This window comes from Ktedonobacter sp. SOSP1-85 (genome assembly GCF_016587415.1).
Taxonomy (GTDB): Bacteria; Chloroflexota; Ktedonobacteria; order Ktedonobacterales; family Ktedonobacteraceae; genus Ktedonobacter.
Genome location: NZ_BNJI01000003.1, coordinates 1,332,748 through 1,350,929 on the forward strand (window position 1 = coordinate 1,332,748; position 18,182 = coordinate 1,350,929).

General features: G+C 55.1%; 14 protein-coding genes and 2 pseudogenes. 8 read left to right on the top strand and 8 right to left on the bottom strand.

Features of this window, described 5'->3' with window-relative positions; all coding sequences use genetic code 11:
* The first annotated feature begins 34 nt into the window (after positions 1–34).
* From KTE_RS43890 to KTE_RS43910, 6 genes and pseudogenes are all read left to right on the top strand, one after another.
* Positions 35–175 (top strand): hypothetical protein, encoded by a 141-nt coding sequence (locus tag KTE_RS43890; RefSeq protein WP_201393408.1) that lies wholly within the window; start codon positions 35–37, stop codon positions 173–175.
* Between the two features lie 121 nt (positions 176–296).
* Complete coding sequence (locus KTE_RS43895) at positions 297–887, top strand: TetR/AcrR family transcriptional regulator (RefSeq protein ID WP_201393410.1); 591 nt, start codon at positions 297–299, stop codon at positions 885–887.
* A gap of 113 nt (positions 888–1,000) precedes the next feature.
* On the top strand, positions 1,001–1,249 hold the full coding sequence (locus tag KTE_RS48555) for a hypothetical protein (protein ID WP_236600997.1): 249 nt from the start codon (positions 1,001–1,003) through the stop codon (positions 1,247–1,249).
* A 147-nt stretch (positions 1,250–1,396) separates the two neighbouring features.
* Positions 1,397–1,501, top strand: a pseudogene (locus tag KTE_RS48560) (metal-sensitive transcriptional regulator); the annotation flags it as partial.
* A 19-nt stretch (positions 1,502–1,520) separates the two neighbouring features.
* On the top strand, positions 1,521–1,946 hold the full coding sequence (locus KTE_RS43905) for a hypothetical protein (RefSeq protein WP_201393412.1): 426 nt from the start codon (positions 1,521–1,523) through the stop codon (positions 1,944–1,946).
* Between the two features lie 419 nt (positions 1,947–2,365).
* On the top strand, positions 2,366–2,632 hold the full coding sequence (locus tag KTE_RS43910) for a metal-sensitive transcriptional regulator (protein ID WP_201393414.1): 267 nt from the start codon (positions 2,366–2,368) through the stop codon (positions 2,630–2,632).
* Positions 2,633–2,685: 53 nt separating this feature from the next.
* Here the strand turns inward: KTE_RS43910 and KTE_RS43915 are convergent, their stop codons facing one another.
* Together KTE_RS43915 and KTE_RS43920 are read right to left on the bottom strand one after the other, a co-directional pair.
* Entirely contained in the window at positions 2,686–3,882 is a 1,197-nt protein-coding gene (locus tag KTE_RS43915) for a permease (protein WP_201393416.1), read from the bottom strand.
* Between the two features lie 116 nt (positions 3,883–3,998).
* A complete protein-coding gene (locus tag KTE_RS43920) occupies positions 3,999–6,653 on the bottom strand; it encodes a heavy metal translocating P-type ATPase (RefSeq protein ID WP_201393418.1) in 2,655 nt (884 codons plus the stop codon).
* A gap of 119 nt (positions 6,654–6,772) precedes the next feature.
* On the opposite strand from KTE_RS43920, the gene KTE_RS50340 reads away from it, so the two are divergent.
* Positions 6,773–7,090: a cytochrome P450 gene (locus KTE_RS50340; protein WP_201393420.1), complete on the top strand. Its 318-nt coding sequence runs from the start codon at positions 6,773–6,775 to the stop codon at positions 7,088–7,090.
* A 320-nt stretch (positions 7,091–7,410) separates the two neighbouring features.
* On the opposite strand, the gene KTE_RS43930 is transcribed toward KTE_RS50340, so the two are convergent.
* The 4 genes from KTE_RS43930 to KTE_RS43945 all read right to left on the bottom strand — a co-directional run bounded on the left by KTE_RS43930 (position 7,411) and on the right by KTE_RS43945 (position 14,248).
* Positions 7,411–8,040, bottom strand: coding sequence for a lactate utilization protein (locus KTE_RS43930; RefSeq protein ID WP_201393422.1), 630 nt, complete (start codon positions 8,038–8,040; stop codon positions 7,411–7,413).
* A gap of 117 nt (positions 8,041–8,157) precedes the next feature.
* Complete coding sequence (locus KTE_RS43935; protein WP_201393424.1) at positions 8,158–8,379, bottom strand: hypothetical protein; 222 nt, start codon at positions 8,377–8,379, stop codon at positions 8,158–8,160.
* Positions 8,380–8,522: 143 nt separating this feature from the next.
* Positions 8,523–11,741 carry a LuxR C-terminal-related transcriptional regulator gene (locus KTE_RS49285; RefSeq protein ID WP_201393426.1) on the bottom strand — a complete coding sequence of 1,073 codons (3,219 nt, stop codon included), beginning with the start codon at positions 11,739–11,741 and terminating at the stop codon, positions 8,523–8,525.
* A 497-nt stretch (positions 11,742–12,238) separates the two neighbouring features.
* Entirely contained in the window at positions 12,239–14,248 is a 2,010-nt protein-coding gene (locus KTE_RS43945) for a serine/threonine-protein kinase (protein WP_201393428.1), read from the bottom strand.
* 357 nt (positions 14,249–14,605) lie between these two features.
* On the opposite strand from KTE_RS43945, the pseudogene KTE_RS43950 reads away from it, so the two are divergent.
* Positions 14,606–15,004 (top strand): annotated as a pseudogene (locus KTE_RS43950) (DDE-type integrase/transposase/recombinase); the annotation flags it as partial.
* Between the two features lie 89 nt (positions 15,005–15,093).
* Here KTE_RS43950 and KTE_RS43955 read toward each other — a convergent pair.
* Positions 15,094–15,738: a response regulator transcription factor gene (locus KTE_RS43955; RefSeq protein ID WP_201393430.1), complete on the bottom strand. Its 645-nt coding sequence runs from the start codon at positions 15,736–15,738 to the stop codon at positions 15,094–15,096.
* A 6-nt stretch (positions 15,739–15,744) separates the two neighbouring features.
* Complete coding sequence (locus KTE_RS43960) at positions 15,745–17,985, bottom strand: GAF domain-containing sensor histidine kinase (RefSeq protein ID WP_201393432.1); 2,241 nt, start codon at positions 17,983–17,985, stop codon at positions 15,745–15,747.
* Positions 17,986–18,182: the final 197 nt, after the last annotated feature.

Consider the following 18,182-nt stretch of genomic DNA (forward strand, 5'->3'; position numbering starts at 1 on the left):
CCTGAGTTTGGACTGAGAAGGAAGGTTTTCATTGATGGCTATCTCTCACTTTGTGGTGACCCTGGTTGATCGCACGATGACCTGGGTCTATGAAAAGAGCGACAGATGGCTGGGAAGTCGCCTGGTCCTTGTAGAGAACACCTCTCTTCTGTCAGAGGGTGTGTTGACATATTGATTAATTTGAGACAAACTATCTCAAGCACATGTTTCTGTTTCATTTCAAGTGTAGTGGGATGAATATCCAGAGACAAGGATCAATCGTGAAGAAATGTCTCAAATGAGACAAGGAGCGCAAAATGACTCAATCGGTGAGCAATGTACGCGTGAGACGCACACAGAAACTGCTGCGGGAGGCGTTAATTGAGTTGATCGAGGAGCGGGGTTTCGAGGCGCTCACCATCGGAGAATTGACCGAGCGCGCGATGGTGAGCCGTGCCGCGTTCTATCGCAATTATCAGGATAAATACGATCTGGTGGAGCAGATCTTTGAGGAAGCCATGAGCACCTTGCTGAAGGCGGTCGGAGATCTGGGGCGAGAACATCCTTCTGAGATCTGGGTGACGTTCTTCGAACATATTGCAGAGTACGAACGGCTCTATCGAGCGCTGCTTGGCAGAAAGGGAAGCCCCTGGTTTGTGAGAAAGATGCGTGCGTCTCTGGCTGACCTGATCAAAGAGCGTGGACGTCTTCCTCACGGACCGGACACGAGCGCTCGCCCCGTCCATACCTTCTCAGATGCGTTTGTACCGGACATCGTGTCCACGATGTTTGTGGAAGCCATCACCTGGTGGCTTGAGCAGGGAAGACCCTACACTCCCAAAGAGATAGCCAGGCGTAGTTCCCTGCTTGCCTCTGCACTCTTCAAGGAAGCAAGTACCTGGCAATAACAGTTTTGCCCACCTGAATATCAAGCCAAAAACGCTTTCACGAAGAGCGTATGCTTGCTGCCTTTCTTTTTTTCTCCAAAAAAGATTCCACACCCCCCCGCAGGGGGTTGACAATGATGATTGCTATGAAGTATAGTGACGGAAAGCTACCCATACCCACTGGGTATGGGATTTTGCTAAATTGGCAGGAATATGCGTTTTTTAGCCTTGATCATCAACGCTCTGCCTCCACTCCATTCCAGATCATGATCATTCTTGCCGTTTGCACGAATGGTTGCTTCCGTTCCACGAAGAAGGAAAGAGCAGGAGTGCTTGAGCTTTCGTTGCAAATAGAGAAGAACGCTCATGGTTCTCTGTTGTAGGATACTAAGTTCTTATTCCGAAACCCAACGTCACTCTCGCGACTAGCGCTCCGAGCTCAGGATTTTGGATAAGTAGTAAGGCGGAAAAGAAAGGAAGCCTCCATGCGAGCTAAAAAGCAGGAAGCTTGCCATTGACTTCGGTATGTTGAGGGACATTTTGGCGGTATTCGTAAGATGGTTGAAGAGGACAAATATTGTGTTGATATCTTACACCAGACCCATGCTGTACGCACAATGACATCGCTGAAATAACACAACTTAAGGAGGTTTTATGAAACGTTTTCTCGCAGCCCTTCTGCTGCTGACATTTGCTTTTGTCCTAGTTGGGTGCGGGCAGACAACGAGCACCTCAAAGGGGCATACGGTCAATATCACACTCTCTGAGTTTAAGATCGAGACATCCGCTTCGACGTTTCAGCCAGATACGGTATACCAATTTTCTGTCACGAATACGGGCAAGACGGATCACGAGTTTATGATTCTACCTTCCTCCCAGGGAAATATGAGTGGTATGTCAATGGATGATATGGACAAGATGGCGCTTGCAAGTATCGATACGATTCATCCAGGAGAAACCAAAACGCTTGAGTATACCTTTCCCTCATCTACAGCTGGAACGCAACCTGAGTTTGCATGCTATCTTCCTGGACACTATGAAGCTGGCATGAAACAAGACGTTCATGTTCGTCAGCCATAGCTGTTAGAGCTTCGGTCGAGAAATGGGAAAGGGCAACCGTCTTATCGAGAGATTGCCCTGAATAGGAACCTGGAGAAGCTGAGTTAGTCGTAGAATGCAGGAGCTTTTTTGAGGGTTGGCCACAGATTTTCATCGTGGCCGAAAATCGTGAGGGTCACTGCTTCTCGATTGACGAGTTTAAACAGTTGAAGCCCGGCTTGCACTCCCCCTATCTCATCGACACCCTCTTCTCGCATCACAATTGTTCGATGCCGCTGTGTCCCTGGCGAGGAGAAGTCACGTTTCTTGCTTCATGTGTATCTCCCAGCAAAGGCGGCATGGGCTCGTATTGATGGCATCAGAAGAGGTATCATTGTGAGACACTTCTGCTCATGCTATACTACAGGCTCAGAGTGGAAAGTCAGTGAAGGAGACCTTGCATGCGCGCACAGAAAGACGACACCTTGAGGGGACTCAGCGAGATTGAACAGCGTGTGAGCGAGCTTCGCCGGATGGTGGGAGAAGACGTATATTGCGTTGACATTTTACGCCAGGCGTACGATATACGCAAAGCGATTGAAGAGCTGGAAGACCGCATTCTCCAGAGGCATCTCCAGGGATGCGTTCCCGAAGGGATCAAAGAAGGAAAGCTGGAGGCGGTTCAGCAGGAATTATTGCAATTGTACAGCATGGTGGGCAATCGTTGAGCTGAAGAGAAATACCTCTTCGGCTCAACGATTCTGTAGGACACACTCTCTTGTTAAGAGGCATGTTCATGATGGTGCATCGTGTGGTGACCCTCATCATCGTGGGACATTTCATGCCCTGAGCTATTCATCATTTTCAACATCGCGGGACCGCCCGTGCGCAGGAAGCGGATGACCAGGATCGCTGCTAACACCAGGAAAATGATATTGAGCACGCTGGTATAGTTCCACTGAAAGCCTTCCGTGATCGCGGCCACGTTGCGGTTCTCCGGGATGATCCCAAGGGCGGCGAAGAGGAATTCGACGACATAGCCTGCGGCAGCCATCGTCACATAGAAGGTGACCAGAATATACCCCATCACCTTCCAGCCATAATATTTGCGATAAATGTCGAGGATTGGCAGAATGATCAGGTCGGCAAAGATGAAGCTGACGACTCCACCAAAGCTAATTCCCCCTCTCCATAAGACGGCTGCGAGTGGGACATTCCCAACTGAACAGACGAAGCTGAAGATGGCGACGAGCGGTCCAACGAGTGGGCCTTCGATCTTTGCCAATGTCGGATTATTGGAGAGGAAAAACGCCTGCCAGAACGATTCGGGGACCCAGGCTGCCAGCGCTCCGGCAATGAGTAAGCCAAGCACAATATCAACCCAGACCGAGGCCCAATCCATCACAAAGTAGTGACTGACCGAAGTAAAGCCTTTGTCGCTGAAGAGCTTCTGCCAGAAAGACCCTCCTTCAACACTCATATCCATTGCGGCATGCCCCTCCATCTTTCCCATTTTCCCCTTTGCTGCATGCTCTTTCGCTTGCTGGACCAGGCGGGGTGTCAGCGTCAAGCGAAAGATTACTGCCAGGAAGATGACCATGAGCAGTCCGCCCAGGTACTCAGCGGCGGCAAATTGCCAACCCATGAGCACGATCAGAATAATTCCCAGTTCAATGACGAGATTGGTTGAAGCCAACTCAAAGACCATGGCCGCGGTAAAACTTGCGCCCTTCTGGAAGAGAGAGCGAGCCAGAGCCACGGCGGCATAGGAGCAGGAGCTCGATGCAATGCCAAAGAGGGTCGCGAGCGACAGGTGCTTTGGCGAGTCTCCACCAAGTGTGTGTGCCATGGCTTTGTGGGAAACGACGGCTTGCACGATTCCCGAAAGGGCAAAGCCGAGAATGAGAGGCCAGAGGATCTCCCACAACATACTAGCTGCCATAAAGAGGGCTTGCAGAATAGCAGAGACAATGGACATGGTTCTTTTCCTTTCACGATACCTTCTGGCTTTTGTGTATCCTTCTTGATGCACATTTCATATACACCACATTACCAGAACACTTCTTTCTCGTATGGCTTTTGCACGGTTCCTTCCTACTGAGCAAAGCGCCGTAAGCGAAGCGAGTTGCTGATAACCGTCACGGACGAGAGGGCCATCGCTGCCGCAGCAAAGATGGGCGCATTCGCCTGGAGGAAGGGAATCAGTGGCGAGAGGATCGCGGTTGGAATCAGGATCACGTTGTAGGCAAAGGCCCAGAAGAGATTCTGCTTGATCGTGCGCAAGGTCGCCCGCGAAAGCGAGAGTGCCGTGGCAACACTGGTCAGACTTCCCTTCACCAGCGTAATGTCGGCGGCCTCCATGGCAATGTCCGTTCCAGTTCCCATGGCGATACCCGCGTCGGCCTGGACGAGGGCCGGGGCATCATTGATGCCATCCCCCACGAAGGCGACGACCAGGCCCTGCTCCTGCAAGCGTTTGACTTGGTTGGCTTTCTCTTCAGGGAGCACTTCGGCGAGCACATGCTCGGGCGCGATGCCAACCTGCTGGGCAATGGCCTGGGCTGCCCGCTGGTTATCGCCGGTAATCATCCAGGCGGTAATCCCCTGTTCCTGGAGGTGGCGCACTGCGAGCGCCGAATCGTCTTTGATGGTATCGGCGACTGCCACCAGGCCAACAACGATTCCATCAAGGACAATGATCATCACGGTCTTGCCCTGTTGCTCAAGCGCGACCATGTGCTGTCCCTGGTCCTCGAAGGCAATGGCGCGCTCCTGGAGCAGGCGACGATTCCCAATCAAGAGGGTGTGCCCCTCCAGGTGCGCTTCCAGGCCACGCCCGGTGAGGGCTGTCACATGCTCAGGGCTCGCCGAGAGCGAGAGCCCTCTGTGTTTTGCGCCCTCGACAATGGCTGCGGCCAGTGGGTGCTCTGACCCCTGTTCGGCCTCCGCGACCAGGCGCAACATGTCATCTTCAGGGACACTACTCAGCACAATCACATCGGTCAACTCCGGTTTGCCTTTGGTAATCGTACCTGTTTTATCCAGGAGCACGGCACGCACGGCCTGGATGCGTTCGAGACTCTCACCACCACGAATGAGGATGCCCTGTTCCGCACCTTTGCCTGTGCCGACCATGATTGCCGTCGGCGTTGCCAGGCCAAGCGCACAGGGGCAGGCGACGACGAGGACAGCGACGGCGGCGACCAGGGCCACAATCCAGGGATTGCTTGAGGTCGACATGGAGGCCATTGTGGTCATATCCATGCCAGGCATGGGTTGGGCAGCAGGTGCGGTAACGTATCCGGCAATGGTCCAGCCGATAAAGGTCAACAGGGAGATGACGAGCACAATGGGGACAAAGATGCCCGAGATTTGGTCGGCGATCCGCTGAATGGGTGCCTTGGAACCCTGGGCCTGCTCGACCAGGCGGATAATGTTGGCGAGCATGGTCTCAGCGCCAACGCGTGTCGCGCGCATCCGCAAGAGGCCATGCTGATTGACCGTTGCACCGATCAGAGGATCATTGGCTGTCTTTTCAACAGGCAGGCTCTCACCGGTAATCATGGATTCATCGACAGATGAACGACCTGAGAGGACAATGCCATCAACGGGGATTTTCTCACCGGGCCGTACCATCAGCTCATCGTTGACACGTACCTGCTCGACGGGAAGCTCCATCTCGACGCCGTTTCGCAGCACGTGCGCGGTTCGTGCCTGTAAACCAAGCAGTTTGCGGAGCGCATTGTTGGTTTGGAGTTTGGCCCGTGCCTCCAGGTATTTACCGAGGAAGATCAAGCTGATGATTAACGCCGCTGTATCGTAAAACGTCGTCATCCCAACGACATATGGGAAAAAGGTCGCGACCACGCTCATCACAAAGGCTGCCGTCGATCCAACCGAGATGAGGGTATCCATATTCGCACTGAAATGACGTGCGTTTTTGAGCGCGTGCTTGTGAAACTCCCATCCGACAAAGGCCCAGACGGGTGTCGTGAGCACGAGCAGGAGGTAATTTTCACCAGGAAAGCGATTCATAAAGAACATGTTGAGCACGACGATGGGCAGAGAGAGCACAACTCCTAGCAGGAGCAGGAAGCGCTTGTGTGCGAGTTCGGCCTGCTTGCGCTTTTCGCGTTCATCCTGTCGCACGCTTGCCGCTTGCAGATCACTCTTTTGAGGAGCGGTGGAAGCAGGCATCACCACCTGTTCTGGAAGAGGGACAATTGGAGCGGTGTGCGGACGCGCCTTGTAGCCGAGCGCTTCGACCTTCGTTATCATGGCTTCTTCAGAAACGCCAGTTGGATCATAGCTGACCTGTGCCTGCTCTGTCGCGAGATTCACGCTGGCTCCTTTCACGCCTTCGAGCTTGTTGAGCCCTTTCTCGATGCGCATCGCGCACGCGCTACAGGTCATGCCTTCAATATCAAAGGTCGCGTGAGTGAAGGGATCACCTTGTGGCTGTCCTTGAGAAGGAACAAGCAACGGTGTGGCGGAATACCCAAGCGCATCTACCTTCTTTTGCATCTGCTCAATGCTCGTCACTGCCGGGTCATAGGTGACCGTAGCCTGCTCTGTCGCGAGATTGACGTTGGCTTCTTTCACGCCTTCAAGTTTGCTGAGTCCTTTCTCGATACGCATCGCACAGGATGCGCAGGTCATGCCTTCAACGGAAAACAGCGTCTGTCGTTCTCCATTTATATCATAGGCGCGCTGATGGATCACTTCACCAGTTGGCTGTATCGTTGTCATACCAGTTCCCTCTTCTATGCTACCAAATACTTTTTTTCTTTACCCATACCCCTCCGGAGGGGGTGTGTTTACTATATACTCTCCGGGCTATTGTTGTCAACCCCCCGCAGGGGGGTATAATGGTAAGTGTTCTTTGTGCTGAACCAGCCCTGCTTCCTTCCGCTGTTAAAGAGTTATTGCGCTATGATGCGCCGGTCCAGAGCACACGTCGAGATGCTAGAGAAGAGGTCCATATTGGTAACAAACACATTCAAGCAGGTCAGGCCATCATCGAGTGCCTGGGAGCTGCCAATCATGGCCCTGATCATTTTTCCCACCCTGACCAACTCGATGTACGGCGGCGTCCCGTTCAGCGCCATCTTGCCTTTGGGCATGGGAGCCACTTTTGTCTTGGAGCACGACTTCCCATGGGTTGCGTAACGAGATTTGATAGTTGAGCAGGAAGGGAAAAACTGTTAGAACGTGTCTTTTGGAGAGTCTGTTTGCTAGGAGTATCAACACGCTATTGACGCGAGAGAAAACGCATCCTCTGCTTTCAGATGTTGCAACCAGCTTGCGATCCCTTGTTCCACTTCATCGGGAGCGTCTTCCTGTCCTCCGTCAAACGATGCTGAATTGTATTGGGGAGGTTGGCCTCGATGAAGACGTTTTGTTCCAGGATTATCTGTTTCTCTGCTGGAGACCGTAACGTCTGAAAGATCTTGCGTGCTGGTTCCGGGAACTCGCTACATAAGCTCCTCTCGCTTTCCCAGATCTCCTAGAAGCCAAGCTGCTGCTTGACCAGGACCATCGTGATACGACCGGGCTCGTGCTCTGCATTGATGATCAGAAGTTTATTGATGGCGCTGGGCTGGCCGTAGACCTGCTGTGAACGTTCGCTTTCTAAGGGAAGGCTATGTTCGCGGATGCGGCGAAATCCATCTTCCAGCGTGCCCACGAGCTTTTGTGTGCCAACCACCCAGATCACCAGGCCCGCGCCGTATGCAGCGGCTCCTAACTGGCTGCCAACGCCTGATGCGATGAGTATCTCGCCCTCTTCGGTGATAGCGTGGACGCTTCCTACCAGCACTTCAGAGCTGGCTATCAGCTTGCGCATCTCGTTGCGCTGTGTTATGTGATCAAGCGCCTGCAACCGAGCGCGCACCGATTGAAAGTGCGTCGGGTGTTCGATCTGCTCTGCCAGGCCAATCAATTCAAGGGTACGTGAGGGCGAATTATACACCTCTGCGCCATCGGGAATCAGGTCAAGCACATACGTTCTTGCTTCTTCGCTGGTATCAAAGACGACAACTCGTATACCGTGCGCTTGCAGTGCCTGGACGGTCTTCTCGATCTGCTTCTCTGATGCCAGTTGCGTGAATTCGGAATTTGATAGATTGGTAGCCATTGAGATTGTTTTCACTTTCTTTCTGGTGGTAAATCTTGAGATGAACCTGGTGGAATTATGCTGATCGTTTCCTGAAAACGAGACCAACAAGCCATGCGATAGGTGACAGTGGCAAAGTCAAGCACCCTTTTTCCCTCCCGGCGCCTCGCTCGTTTCAAGTGAGAGCAGCACCAACCCAAGCCGAATGAGTTGTAAGAGTACCCCATAGAGCGCGGCCTGATCCGGCAGCGTCCCCACAAGCAGGGTGGTGCCCGTCTCCTGCTGCTCGATGCCTAATCCTGCAAAGCGGTCTTGCCACCCAGAATCAAGGTGTCCCCGGATGTGAATGCGGTAGTGCATCGGTCCCCTCCTCTGTCTGTGTAGAGTGCTCTGATCATGAGGAAAGTATAGATGGGGCGTGTCCTCCAACACAGTCCTCAAAAGTGGAAGAAAAGGAGGAGTTTTGAAAGGCAGGAAGACGACCTGTTGGGGAGAAGGAGGAGCTAGAGCAGCGAGCGGGCACGCGCCAGGGCCACCGCCTGCGTGCGGCTGCTCGCTCCCAGCTTGCCGAGCAGATTACTGACATGTTTCTTGACGGTGTCCAGGGAAATCACCAGAGCCTGGGCAATGTCCTGGTTGGAGGCTCCGGCGGCCAGCAGGCGTAAGACTTCCTGCTCCCGCCGGGTGAGGGAGAAAGCCTGCGGGGAGGAGCCAGCAGATGCCTGCGCTGTACGGGAAGGCGCAGGCCCAGGCGCCTTTGTCGCTTCCAGCGATCTGCTCGCGCCTGGCTTCTCCTGCTCGAAGGCAGCCAGGAGCTTTGCGATGTAGGTCGTGGTAGAGGCAGCCCACTCGTGCTGCTGGGAATGTGGGGTGAGCAGCGCCTGGAGCGCCTCCTTCATCAGTTCGCCTTCATCCAGGTACACGCGCAGGTAGCCCTCTGGTTCCGTCAAAGCAAAGAGGCGCGTCGCGATCACGCGGGCCTGGTCGTGCTGGCCTGTCTGGTGTAGCGCTACCAGCAACTGGGTCAGATACGTCATGGTGATCCTGACATTGGCCTGCCGATCCAGGTGCCCGCTCCAGCGTTCCAGCAGGGAAGCCGCCTCCCGAAACCGCCGCTGGGCGAAATACACGCGGACCACGATCGGGAAGGCATTATACAGGTTTCTGTCCCATGGCCCCTCTGGAAAAAGGACACCACTCACCCAGTCGGACGCCTCCTTGAGCTGTCCTTGCGCCAGCCACCACTGCGCTCGCACGATTGGCAACCAGCCTGAGAAGACCGCAGAGCGCTCGCGTTGCACCCGCCGCTCTAGCTCATGCAGCGCGAACTCGGCCTCCGACCACTCCCTTCTCGCTAGCGCAACTCCTACGAACTCGATGTATCCTTCTGCGAGCACATCCAGATGCTGCCAGGTAGTGGCGTCCTGCACGACCGTGTCCAGCAAGCTGCGTGCTTCCTCCAGGCGGTTCCACTGGTAGAACACCCGTGCCAGGACGACTTCAAAGTAGCCTTTGAGCAGGGCATAGCCCGCGATCTGCTCGACCAGGTCGAGGGCCGCCAGGCTCTCCTCATACGCCAGGTGCAGCTGTCCCGCCTCCAGCGCTGCCATTGCCAGCCATTGCCTGATCTTGTAGGTCGCATAGCGGCTTTCCGACTGGCTCGCCCGCTCTTTGGCAGAGAGCAGCCGCGGCACCAGGCTCGCTCCCTCTTGCCGGACCGTGTAGTGAAGGAGGAAGCTACAGGCGAGCAGCACGAGCTGCCAGATCGCCTCCTCCTCGCGCTCAAGCTCCTCCTCGATCTCCTGCTCCATGCTCTTCATACGCTCATCATCCCCATGGGCCACGGCTTTCCAAAAGACCAGATGGATATGGAGCAGGCGCAGACGCTGGTGCAGCAGGATGTCCTTGCCGGTACGGAATTCTCGACCTTCGGCGTGAGAGACAGCGCCTGCTCTTGTGGCCGAGCCCTCATGATCGATCTCGTCACAAGGCAGCCGCAGGAGCGTTTCCACCCGCGCCATGAGCTGCCGGGCCTCCTGGGAGATTCTGGTGCGCTGTTCCCGGGTGGTCTGGGTAACCGTAGAGAGCAGGTAGAGTGCTGTCGTGAGCAAGAGGTGTGCGTGCTCGCGCACCGTCTGCTTTGGCAGCATCAGCGCTGCACGTGCCATCGTCGCCGCTTCTCCACGCACCCAGAACTGTTCGACCGTCTGCTCCATGAGATTGGCTGCCGTGGAGTAGTCAGCAGCCTGGAGGGCATGGCTAATCGCCTCGTGAACGTCGCCCTCTGCCTCATAAAAGGCAGCGGCCCGGCGGTGCAAAAGCGGCGCCAGATCTGGCTGGGTAGTGTGCAGAACTGCGAGCAGCGCTTCACGGAAGAGCTCGTGCAGGCGATAGCTGTGTCGCTCTTCATCCAGCGGCACCACAAAGAGGTTGGCTCGCTCCAGCAAGATGAGCATCTGTTGGCTGGCTGCCCTGGTGGGGGCCGCGGTCACGGCCTGGCACGCAGCGGCGTCCAGGCGCGAGAGGAGAGCGCTGTACAGCAAAAAGTCACGCACGCTCTCAGGCAGACGGGTCAGGATCTCCTCTTGCACGTAATCCAGGAGATAGCGCTGGCTGCCGGTCAACGCCTCAAGATAGGCCGCGCGATCTTCGCGTTTCTGCAGGGTGAGCGCGGCCAGGTGCAAGCCGGCGATCCAGCCCTCGGTCCGGCTCACCAGCTTACGCACCTCTTCTGCTGAGAGCGGAGGGGAGAGCAACTGGCCCAGATACTGGCTCGCCTCGACCTCTCCAAAGCGCAGCTCGTCTGCACGGATCTCGGTCAGGTGTTCGCGTACCCGCAGCCGTGCAAGGGGCAGATCGGGGTCCACGCGGCTGGAGAGGATCAAATGGACATGAGCAGGCAGATGCTCCAGGAAGAAGCCCATGCTCTCGTGAATGACTGGCTCTTCGATCACTTGATAATCGTCCACAATCACCACGATGGGGGCAGCATGCCCCTCACCGCTTTCCAGTTCCTGGAGCAACGCCGTGAGAATGGTGGAAAACGGCGGCGACTGGGGGGATTGCAGCAGCGCCATCGGGCTTGCTCCAAAGTTCGGGGGAAAACTGGGGCAATGGCGCAGGGCTGCGATTAGCGCGACCCAGAAGCGCGTCGGTGTCGTGTCCAGTTCGTCCAGCGAGAGCCAGGCGACCTGGCTCTTTCGCTGACTTGCCCAGGTGGCCAGCAACGTCGTTTTGCCAGAGCCTGCCGGAGCCGAGACCAGGGAGAGCCTCCTGGCAAGCGCCGCATCGAGGGCGGCAAGCAAGCGCTCGCGCTCCACCAGCGCGGTTGGCAAGCGTGGTGGGGAGAACTTGCTGGAAAGGGGCGCCATCCCCTGGTCCAAGGGCTGCACGGCCCCTGATCCGCGCACAAGCGTCCTGGCCGCCTCCTCTAACCGCGAGAGCCTGAGAGTCTCTGTCCGTCCCAGATAGCGCTTGTGTGCCTGCCCCTGGTGCGAGTGGTAGGCATACCAGTAGCCAGAGCCTCGCGACCGCGGCTCTTTGAGCACATTGAGGTGACCAGCTTGCCCCTGGAAAGCAAAGGAGGTATGCGTGGCTAACCAGGCGAACCACGCTTCTTCCTCTCCTGGCACCACAGAGGAGAGGGCTGGATCAGCCGGATGCAATTCATACAGGCCGCGCGAGGCCGTCCAGATGAGGGCATGCGTCGGGACTTTCGGCATAGGCTCCTTTTATCTAACAGCTGTTATCCCCAACTCCCCAACATGAGGAAGGAGAGCGAAAACAAGGGATGAGAAAAATATCCAGCATGCTGCACCTGAGCGAGACAGAACCAGACCTTTCAGAAAACGAACCAGTCTGTTTCCCTTTCCCCCCTAGCCCACCGTCGCCCGGTCGGCGCTTCACCAGAAGGATGTCTCACGGTCACATCGGCCGGGTTTCCCTCATCGCTCCTTTGACGTATCTCAAGAAAAGAATGTGACTGCTGTTTCCTATGGCAAGCCCGTGTGCCATAGCGGTGAGACGCGCCTGCTCTCTTGCATCGTGTTGCGAGCCGACCGCGTCGGTGTCGCGCGGGGTGGTAGGGGAGATCCGTGGGGATCTCTGGGACTTTTCCCACATCACCCATTGATCCTGGCGTGGTTTTCGTGCCCCACTCTACCTTTGAGCGGTTGTCTTGGGCTGCCTGTTATTCAGCTGGAAATGTACAAAGTCGAGCTTAGACATTTTTTTGTGTAATGGACGGACAAATAGATGGATATATATTTAGATTGCTGAAGACGATCTCGGTTGGCGAATTCTCGGCAAGGGCAGCGAGAGCGATGGGAGATGATGAGGTATAAGAATTCTCGTCATCTGAGGTTTGCCCTAGGAATGTCGTATTGACATAAAATTTAAAGTGATGTCCACATGTGATGACCGCAAGCGTGTTTTTCCCGCCCATCTTAATAGCCGAAGAAGGTGTCCAGTCGATTAAGGCGTTTGCCTGCCAATTGACGCTTGAGATCTTATACTCGCCAGCGCTGCTGATCTCGAAGAGGTAACCGCCATACACCCCTCCGTTATCTTGAAAGCGAACAAAGATACCTCCGCTATGCCCCTGGACGATTCGCATATCGACGGAAATTGTTGGATTGGTAGAGGAAGTCCCGGAAGCCACGCACGCATGCTGGTTGTGTTTGTCGAACTGTTTGACATGGTATCCATCTCCTTGAAACTGGCACCAGTTGTCCTGAACCCAGCCCTTGCTGCTGGTGCTGTCCCTGTTCGGCTCATTCAACACATCGCTATACTCGGGAGTACCTTTCGTGGCATCGGTGAGGGTAATGTGAGCAACGGCGGTTGCCTGGGCTTGCGCCAATGCTGTCGCTGTAGGCGCGACAAAGGCGGTGGCTGTTTGCTGGGCCCCCTCAGTGGCTGTTTGCTGAGCATCACTGGTGCCTGTTTTGCTCGGTTTCGTGTGTGGCGTTGTGGCTGGAGACTGTGTCTCTGTGAGAGCCGTAATGATGGGGGCATCTGTGATACCTGAGTTCATATGAAGTGAGGTAATGATGAGACTCGGAATGGAGCAGCAGAGAAAAGGTACGAGTACCAGCAGGGTGATGACGATGGCCCACAGTTTTCTTCGAGAAGTCGATTTGTTTGGTGGAGGAAGAGGAGTTCCTGGAATAGAGAGTGGCAAGGCCGGAGGCGGAGGTGGTGGCGTATGCACGGGCGTGAAAAGTGGGTACGGAGAAGCGAGCGTGTCAGTAGAGTGCAATGTCCGCGAAGATGCAAGCTGCTGATCCGCGATGGGAGAAGGTGCTGGCAGGAATGGGACAGAAGGGACCACTATGGTCTGGGAAGAATGGGTGGCATCATCTGGACTAGCCCCTTCCAGCGCGCTTACAAAGTCAGAGACGCAACGGAAGCGCTGTTCCGGATCTTTCACAAGTGCTTTGAGGATGGCATCGTCGATGTATGTGGGCAAGGAAGGTTTGAGAGTGCTGAGAGAAGCTGGTTGATGATGGAAATGCTGGCTCATTAGATCGAGTGGATTGCTCGCGTTAGGAAAAGGCATCTGTCCTGTGAGGAGATAATAGGACATCACCGCAAGCGCGTATTGGTCGGAAGCGTAGGTCGCATGCTGGGTCCATTGTTCTGGAGGCATATAGGCAGGCGTCCCACGTACGACCGCTCCGGCAGTTGTTGTGGCATTCATGATCGTTGCCGTTCCGAAGTCAGTGAGCAAGAGATGAGGGTGACTCGCGGAACCTTGCTCTGAGAGCAGAAAATTCTGGGGTTTGATATCACGATGAACAATTTGATGGTCATGTGCATATTGTAGTGCGTCTGCGGCTTGACGCAGGAGGAGAAGGGTTTCGGATACAGGAAGCGGGAGAGGGTGCGACCTTCTTAATAACCATTGTTCGAGCGAACCTTGCGAGCAGAAGGGCATCACCATGTAGGAGATTCTCGTCCCCTGAATGTCTTGCTCATTATATTCATACAGAGGGAGAATGTGGGGATGACTGAGACGAGAAATAGCCTGGGCTTCATGTTGGAAAAGATGCAGCATTGTTTGCAGATTATGCGTGTCTGTGGTGGTAAGAAGGTCCATACGTAGTAATTTGATGGCTATCTGGCGGGAGAGGTGCAGATCCTCTGCAAGATAGACTTCTCCCATACCACCACTCCCGATGTGTTGTGTGAGTCGATAGTGGCCGAGCTTAAGCCCCAAGAATTGCATACTGTCGCACTCCATACTTCTAAGAGAAAACACTGAAAGAGCGTAGTAATATGGTATCCTTTCCTCTCGAAACGAGAGCAAACCTTGCCCCGACTTTGGTAAAGATGCCATGTCGTACCCGTGGCGAAAAAACAACCAGTTCGTGGCCTGCGAGAGCGTTTCACATGCGCCAATCAGGTGAAAATAGGGCTGGTTTTATTGCCACCATTTCTACACACGGTTATGACAAAGGCTCTGGCGAGGTTCGATGAGGGTTTGTCGCAAGTTCATTGGTTGATGGCGGAGAGTATAAGGCAGGGAAGCAAGCGAGGACAAGGGTCATATGACCTATAGTACGTACACGTCTGTTTCACGTATTTCAGCTTAAGCGCTACTCGTGACGCCCAGGCTGCGAAGCGCTTTTTCGCGAAAGCGCTCGGAGCCTCCCATGCAGTGACTCCTTGTGTCATCACCTTTGACAAAAACGCGGCGTAGCCCAAAGCTCTCAAGGAACTTAAGGCAGAAGGAAGCATCCCCCAGGCGTGCGAACTTCGGCAGAGCAAATACCTCAACAACCTGATTGAACAAGACCACCGTTTTCTCAAACGACTGGTCAAACCAGGAATGGGTTTCTTTTCGTTCGAGACGGCCTGGCGAACCTTGCAGGGATATGAGACCATACACATGATAAGGAAAGGACAGATGCAAGGTGTGAGCAAAGGGGACAGTTTCTGCCAAGCAGCATTCATTGCAGAACTGTTCGACGTGGCTATCTAACCACAGCAACAGAACAGCGATGCTCTGTTCTTTGTATGTCTCTTCATGTTTTTGCAACACAGCCTACCAGAGTGCCCCGTGACGGACGCCTATTTTAATCCTGCCTCTCTAGCGCGTATAACAGCTTGTGTGCGATCTGCTACTTGAAGCTTGCTGAAAATGTTGGAGACATGGTTGCGCACGGTTTTTTGGCTCAAGACTAAATGTCCCGCTATCTCTGCATTGTTGCATCCCCTGGCGATGAGCAGGAGGACCTCTCGTTCTCGCTCGGTCAATTCGGGAAAAGCTTGTGGAAGCGACATCGTGCTCAGGGTTGAGAAGTATTGCGTCAGGCGCTTTGCAATCGACGGGCTAAAGATGGCTTCTCCGCGACTCACAGCGGTAATGGCACGCAGGATCTCGTCCTGGTCCGCTCCTTTGAGCAGATAGCCACGCGCTCCTGCGCGCATCGCCGCGAACACCGAGTCGTCGTCTTCAAACATCGTCAGGACAAGGATGCCGATATGCGGGCTGGTGTGCAGGATAGCGCGGGTCGCCTCGATGCCATTCTGCCCCGGCATGTGCAGGTCCATCAGAATCACATCTGGCTGGAGCGTTGCCGCTTGCACAATGGCCTCATCACCCGTAGAGACTTCTCCTACCACCTCTTTCTCTGGGACAGAAGCGAGCAGTGTTTGCAGACCATCGCGGAAAAGAGGATGGTCGTCAGCGATAAGCACACGAATGGATTCCATGATGTATTACTCCTTTGGTAATGGGAACTGTACCAGAATGTGGGTTCCCGCTGCTCTGCCCGATTCGATGTGGCAGGTTCCCCCCAATTCGGCAGCTCGTTCGCGCATCGAGGAGATTCCCACCCCTGCCTGATACTCGGTTGGCAAGCCCTTCCCATCATCACCCACCTCTATCGTTAGCCGTTCCACCACCTGAAGACGAACATGGCAGGTGCGCGCTTGTGAATGGCGGACGACATTCGTTACTGCTTCAAGCACAATCCGATAGGTTGCCACCTCGACGGCTGCGGGAAGCGTGGGCAGAGCGGATGGAGCCCCGATCACCATTTGGATACCGCCCGCCTGACACAACGTTCCGATCTGCTCACGGAGCGCGGAAACCAGTCCAAGTTCATCCAGCGCGGGAGGGCGTAGATCATAGACGAGGCGGCGAATGTCAGCAATCGTTGCCTGTGTTTGCGCTTTCAACTCACACAGCAATGGGTCCAGAGCAGGGGGATTGTGCGTGAGCAGGTTGCGCGCAGCATCCAGTTTGAGCGTCATGCTCGCGAGCGTCGGACCAAGTCCATCGTGCAGATTGCGGCGCAACCGGCGGCGTTCCTCTTCTCTGGTTGTCACCAGATGCTCGCGGGAGCGTTGCAAGTCGGCAAAGAGACGCACGGCATGAGCTGCCACGCTCACTTGCGAGGCAATAGCTGCAAGCAATTTCCGTTCGGCAGTGCTGAAGGTCTCATTGGTATCCCGCGGAGAGAGGATCAACTGCCCAACCGGCTCGCCATAATAGACAAGCGACAACGTATGCAAATCGCCTTGTGCGATGCCATGGGAGGCGGCGAGAGCAAACGTCTCCCCATGCTTCAAGTTGATTGCCACATATGGGAACTTGAGAGCCTCCGCAACCGTCTGGACAACCGTAGGCAGCACCTCCTCGGGGATCAACGTCGCCTCAAGACGAGCACCAAGACGCGCGAGCACCGCATAGGGATCATCACGCTCGCCATAGGTCAGGCGATTGACGATGCGCTGCAGACGAGCATGCAGTGGTTGAAATGACATGGCGACAAGGCCCGTCGCCAGCAATGAGGGAAGAAAAGCGCTCTCAGGATGAAAGAGCATGCTCGCCAGGCTGACGATCAGCACATACAAACCGACAACGCTCACCGTGAGGGCACCATAGACCAGTGTTCGGTTGATGATGATGGTAATATCGAAGAGGCGATGGCGCAAGATAGCGATAGCCAGCGCAAAGGGATAGGGTAAAACAAGCAAGCCAAGCACATTGCTACTGATGATCGGATATCCAAGTAGATTGGGCAGTTGCCAGAGAAAGAGACCGCCGCCTGCTGAGAGCAGGGCAGCATACATCACCCAGCGAATTTTCTGACGCTCGGCGGCGCTCTGTGCTGTCTTGTATGACCAGAGGATGAGCATGATCGACAGGACGGCAGAGATTGGTGGAAAGATGCTCTCTGCCAGACTCCAGCGCCCAATCCAATCCAGTGTGCTTGAAGCCAGGGGCAACACACCGAGCAGCGAGATGAGCGTGCCTACGTAGGGGAGGATATAGAGCAGTGGAATGACAATGCGCCATTTGACGATAATGGCATGTGGTCGAGGAAAGATCAGAGCAAAGTGTAGAAGAGCGATCCAGAATAGCAGATAGATCCCTATGGTTGTGGCTTTGAACAGCCAGAAACCGATCCCATTAACCAGATCCCCGACTTGCAAACCGAATGACCAGGCCGTGGCTCCTACCATGCTCGATGCGGCGAGGAATTGCACTCTGGCGGCAGGCTCACCCGGGCGCAGCAGCAAGACAAACGCCGCCACCAGGAAAAAGACCAGGGCATAGAGAATGGTGCTCCACTCTTGCAACACAATGGTACTCAAGGGATATGGTCCAAGCGTCACAGGCACATACCTTGCGTGCCCATTGCGGAGAACGGTGTAGGTGATCGTTTGACCAGCATGCCACTGTGGGCGTGCGACCCTAAACTCGAAAAGTCCCTGCGCCCAGGCTTCCATGCTTTTCCCCTCGACGGCAACAACGATATCTCCCTGGCGTAATCCACCGGGCTGCAAGGGGGTAACGACCACTCCATCGGGCCGCCAGACGGATTGGCCCGGCGAGAGGCGCACGCCATCGGAGGGAGTGGTCATGTGGAGCAAGAGGAAACTGACTCCCAACAAGACAGCCCCAAAAGCGATGATGATGACGGCGAGATTGGCACGTCCTGATTGTGTCATACTCTCACGCCTCCCACGGATTGAAAGGGAGTTGCTGCTCTCTCAGCACATTGTACCACTCTCTCTTCCTGATGTGGTAAAAAGTGTGAAGCGCGAGCCGATTTTGAGGCACCAGGTGAGCAGAAGTGATCCATCACCTGAGAGCATGGGCCAGAGATGCGGTTGCGAGCATTCGACGGGTGGGAATTCACGAGGGC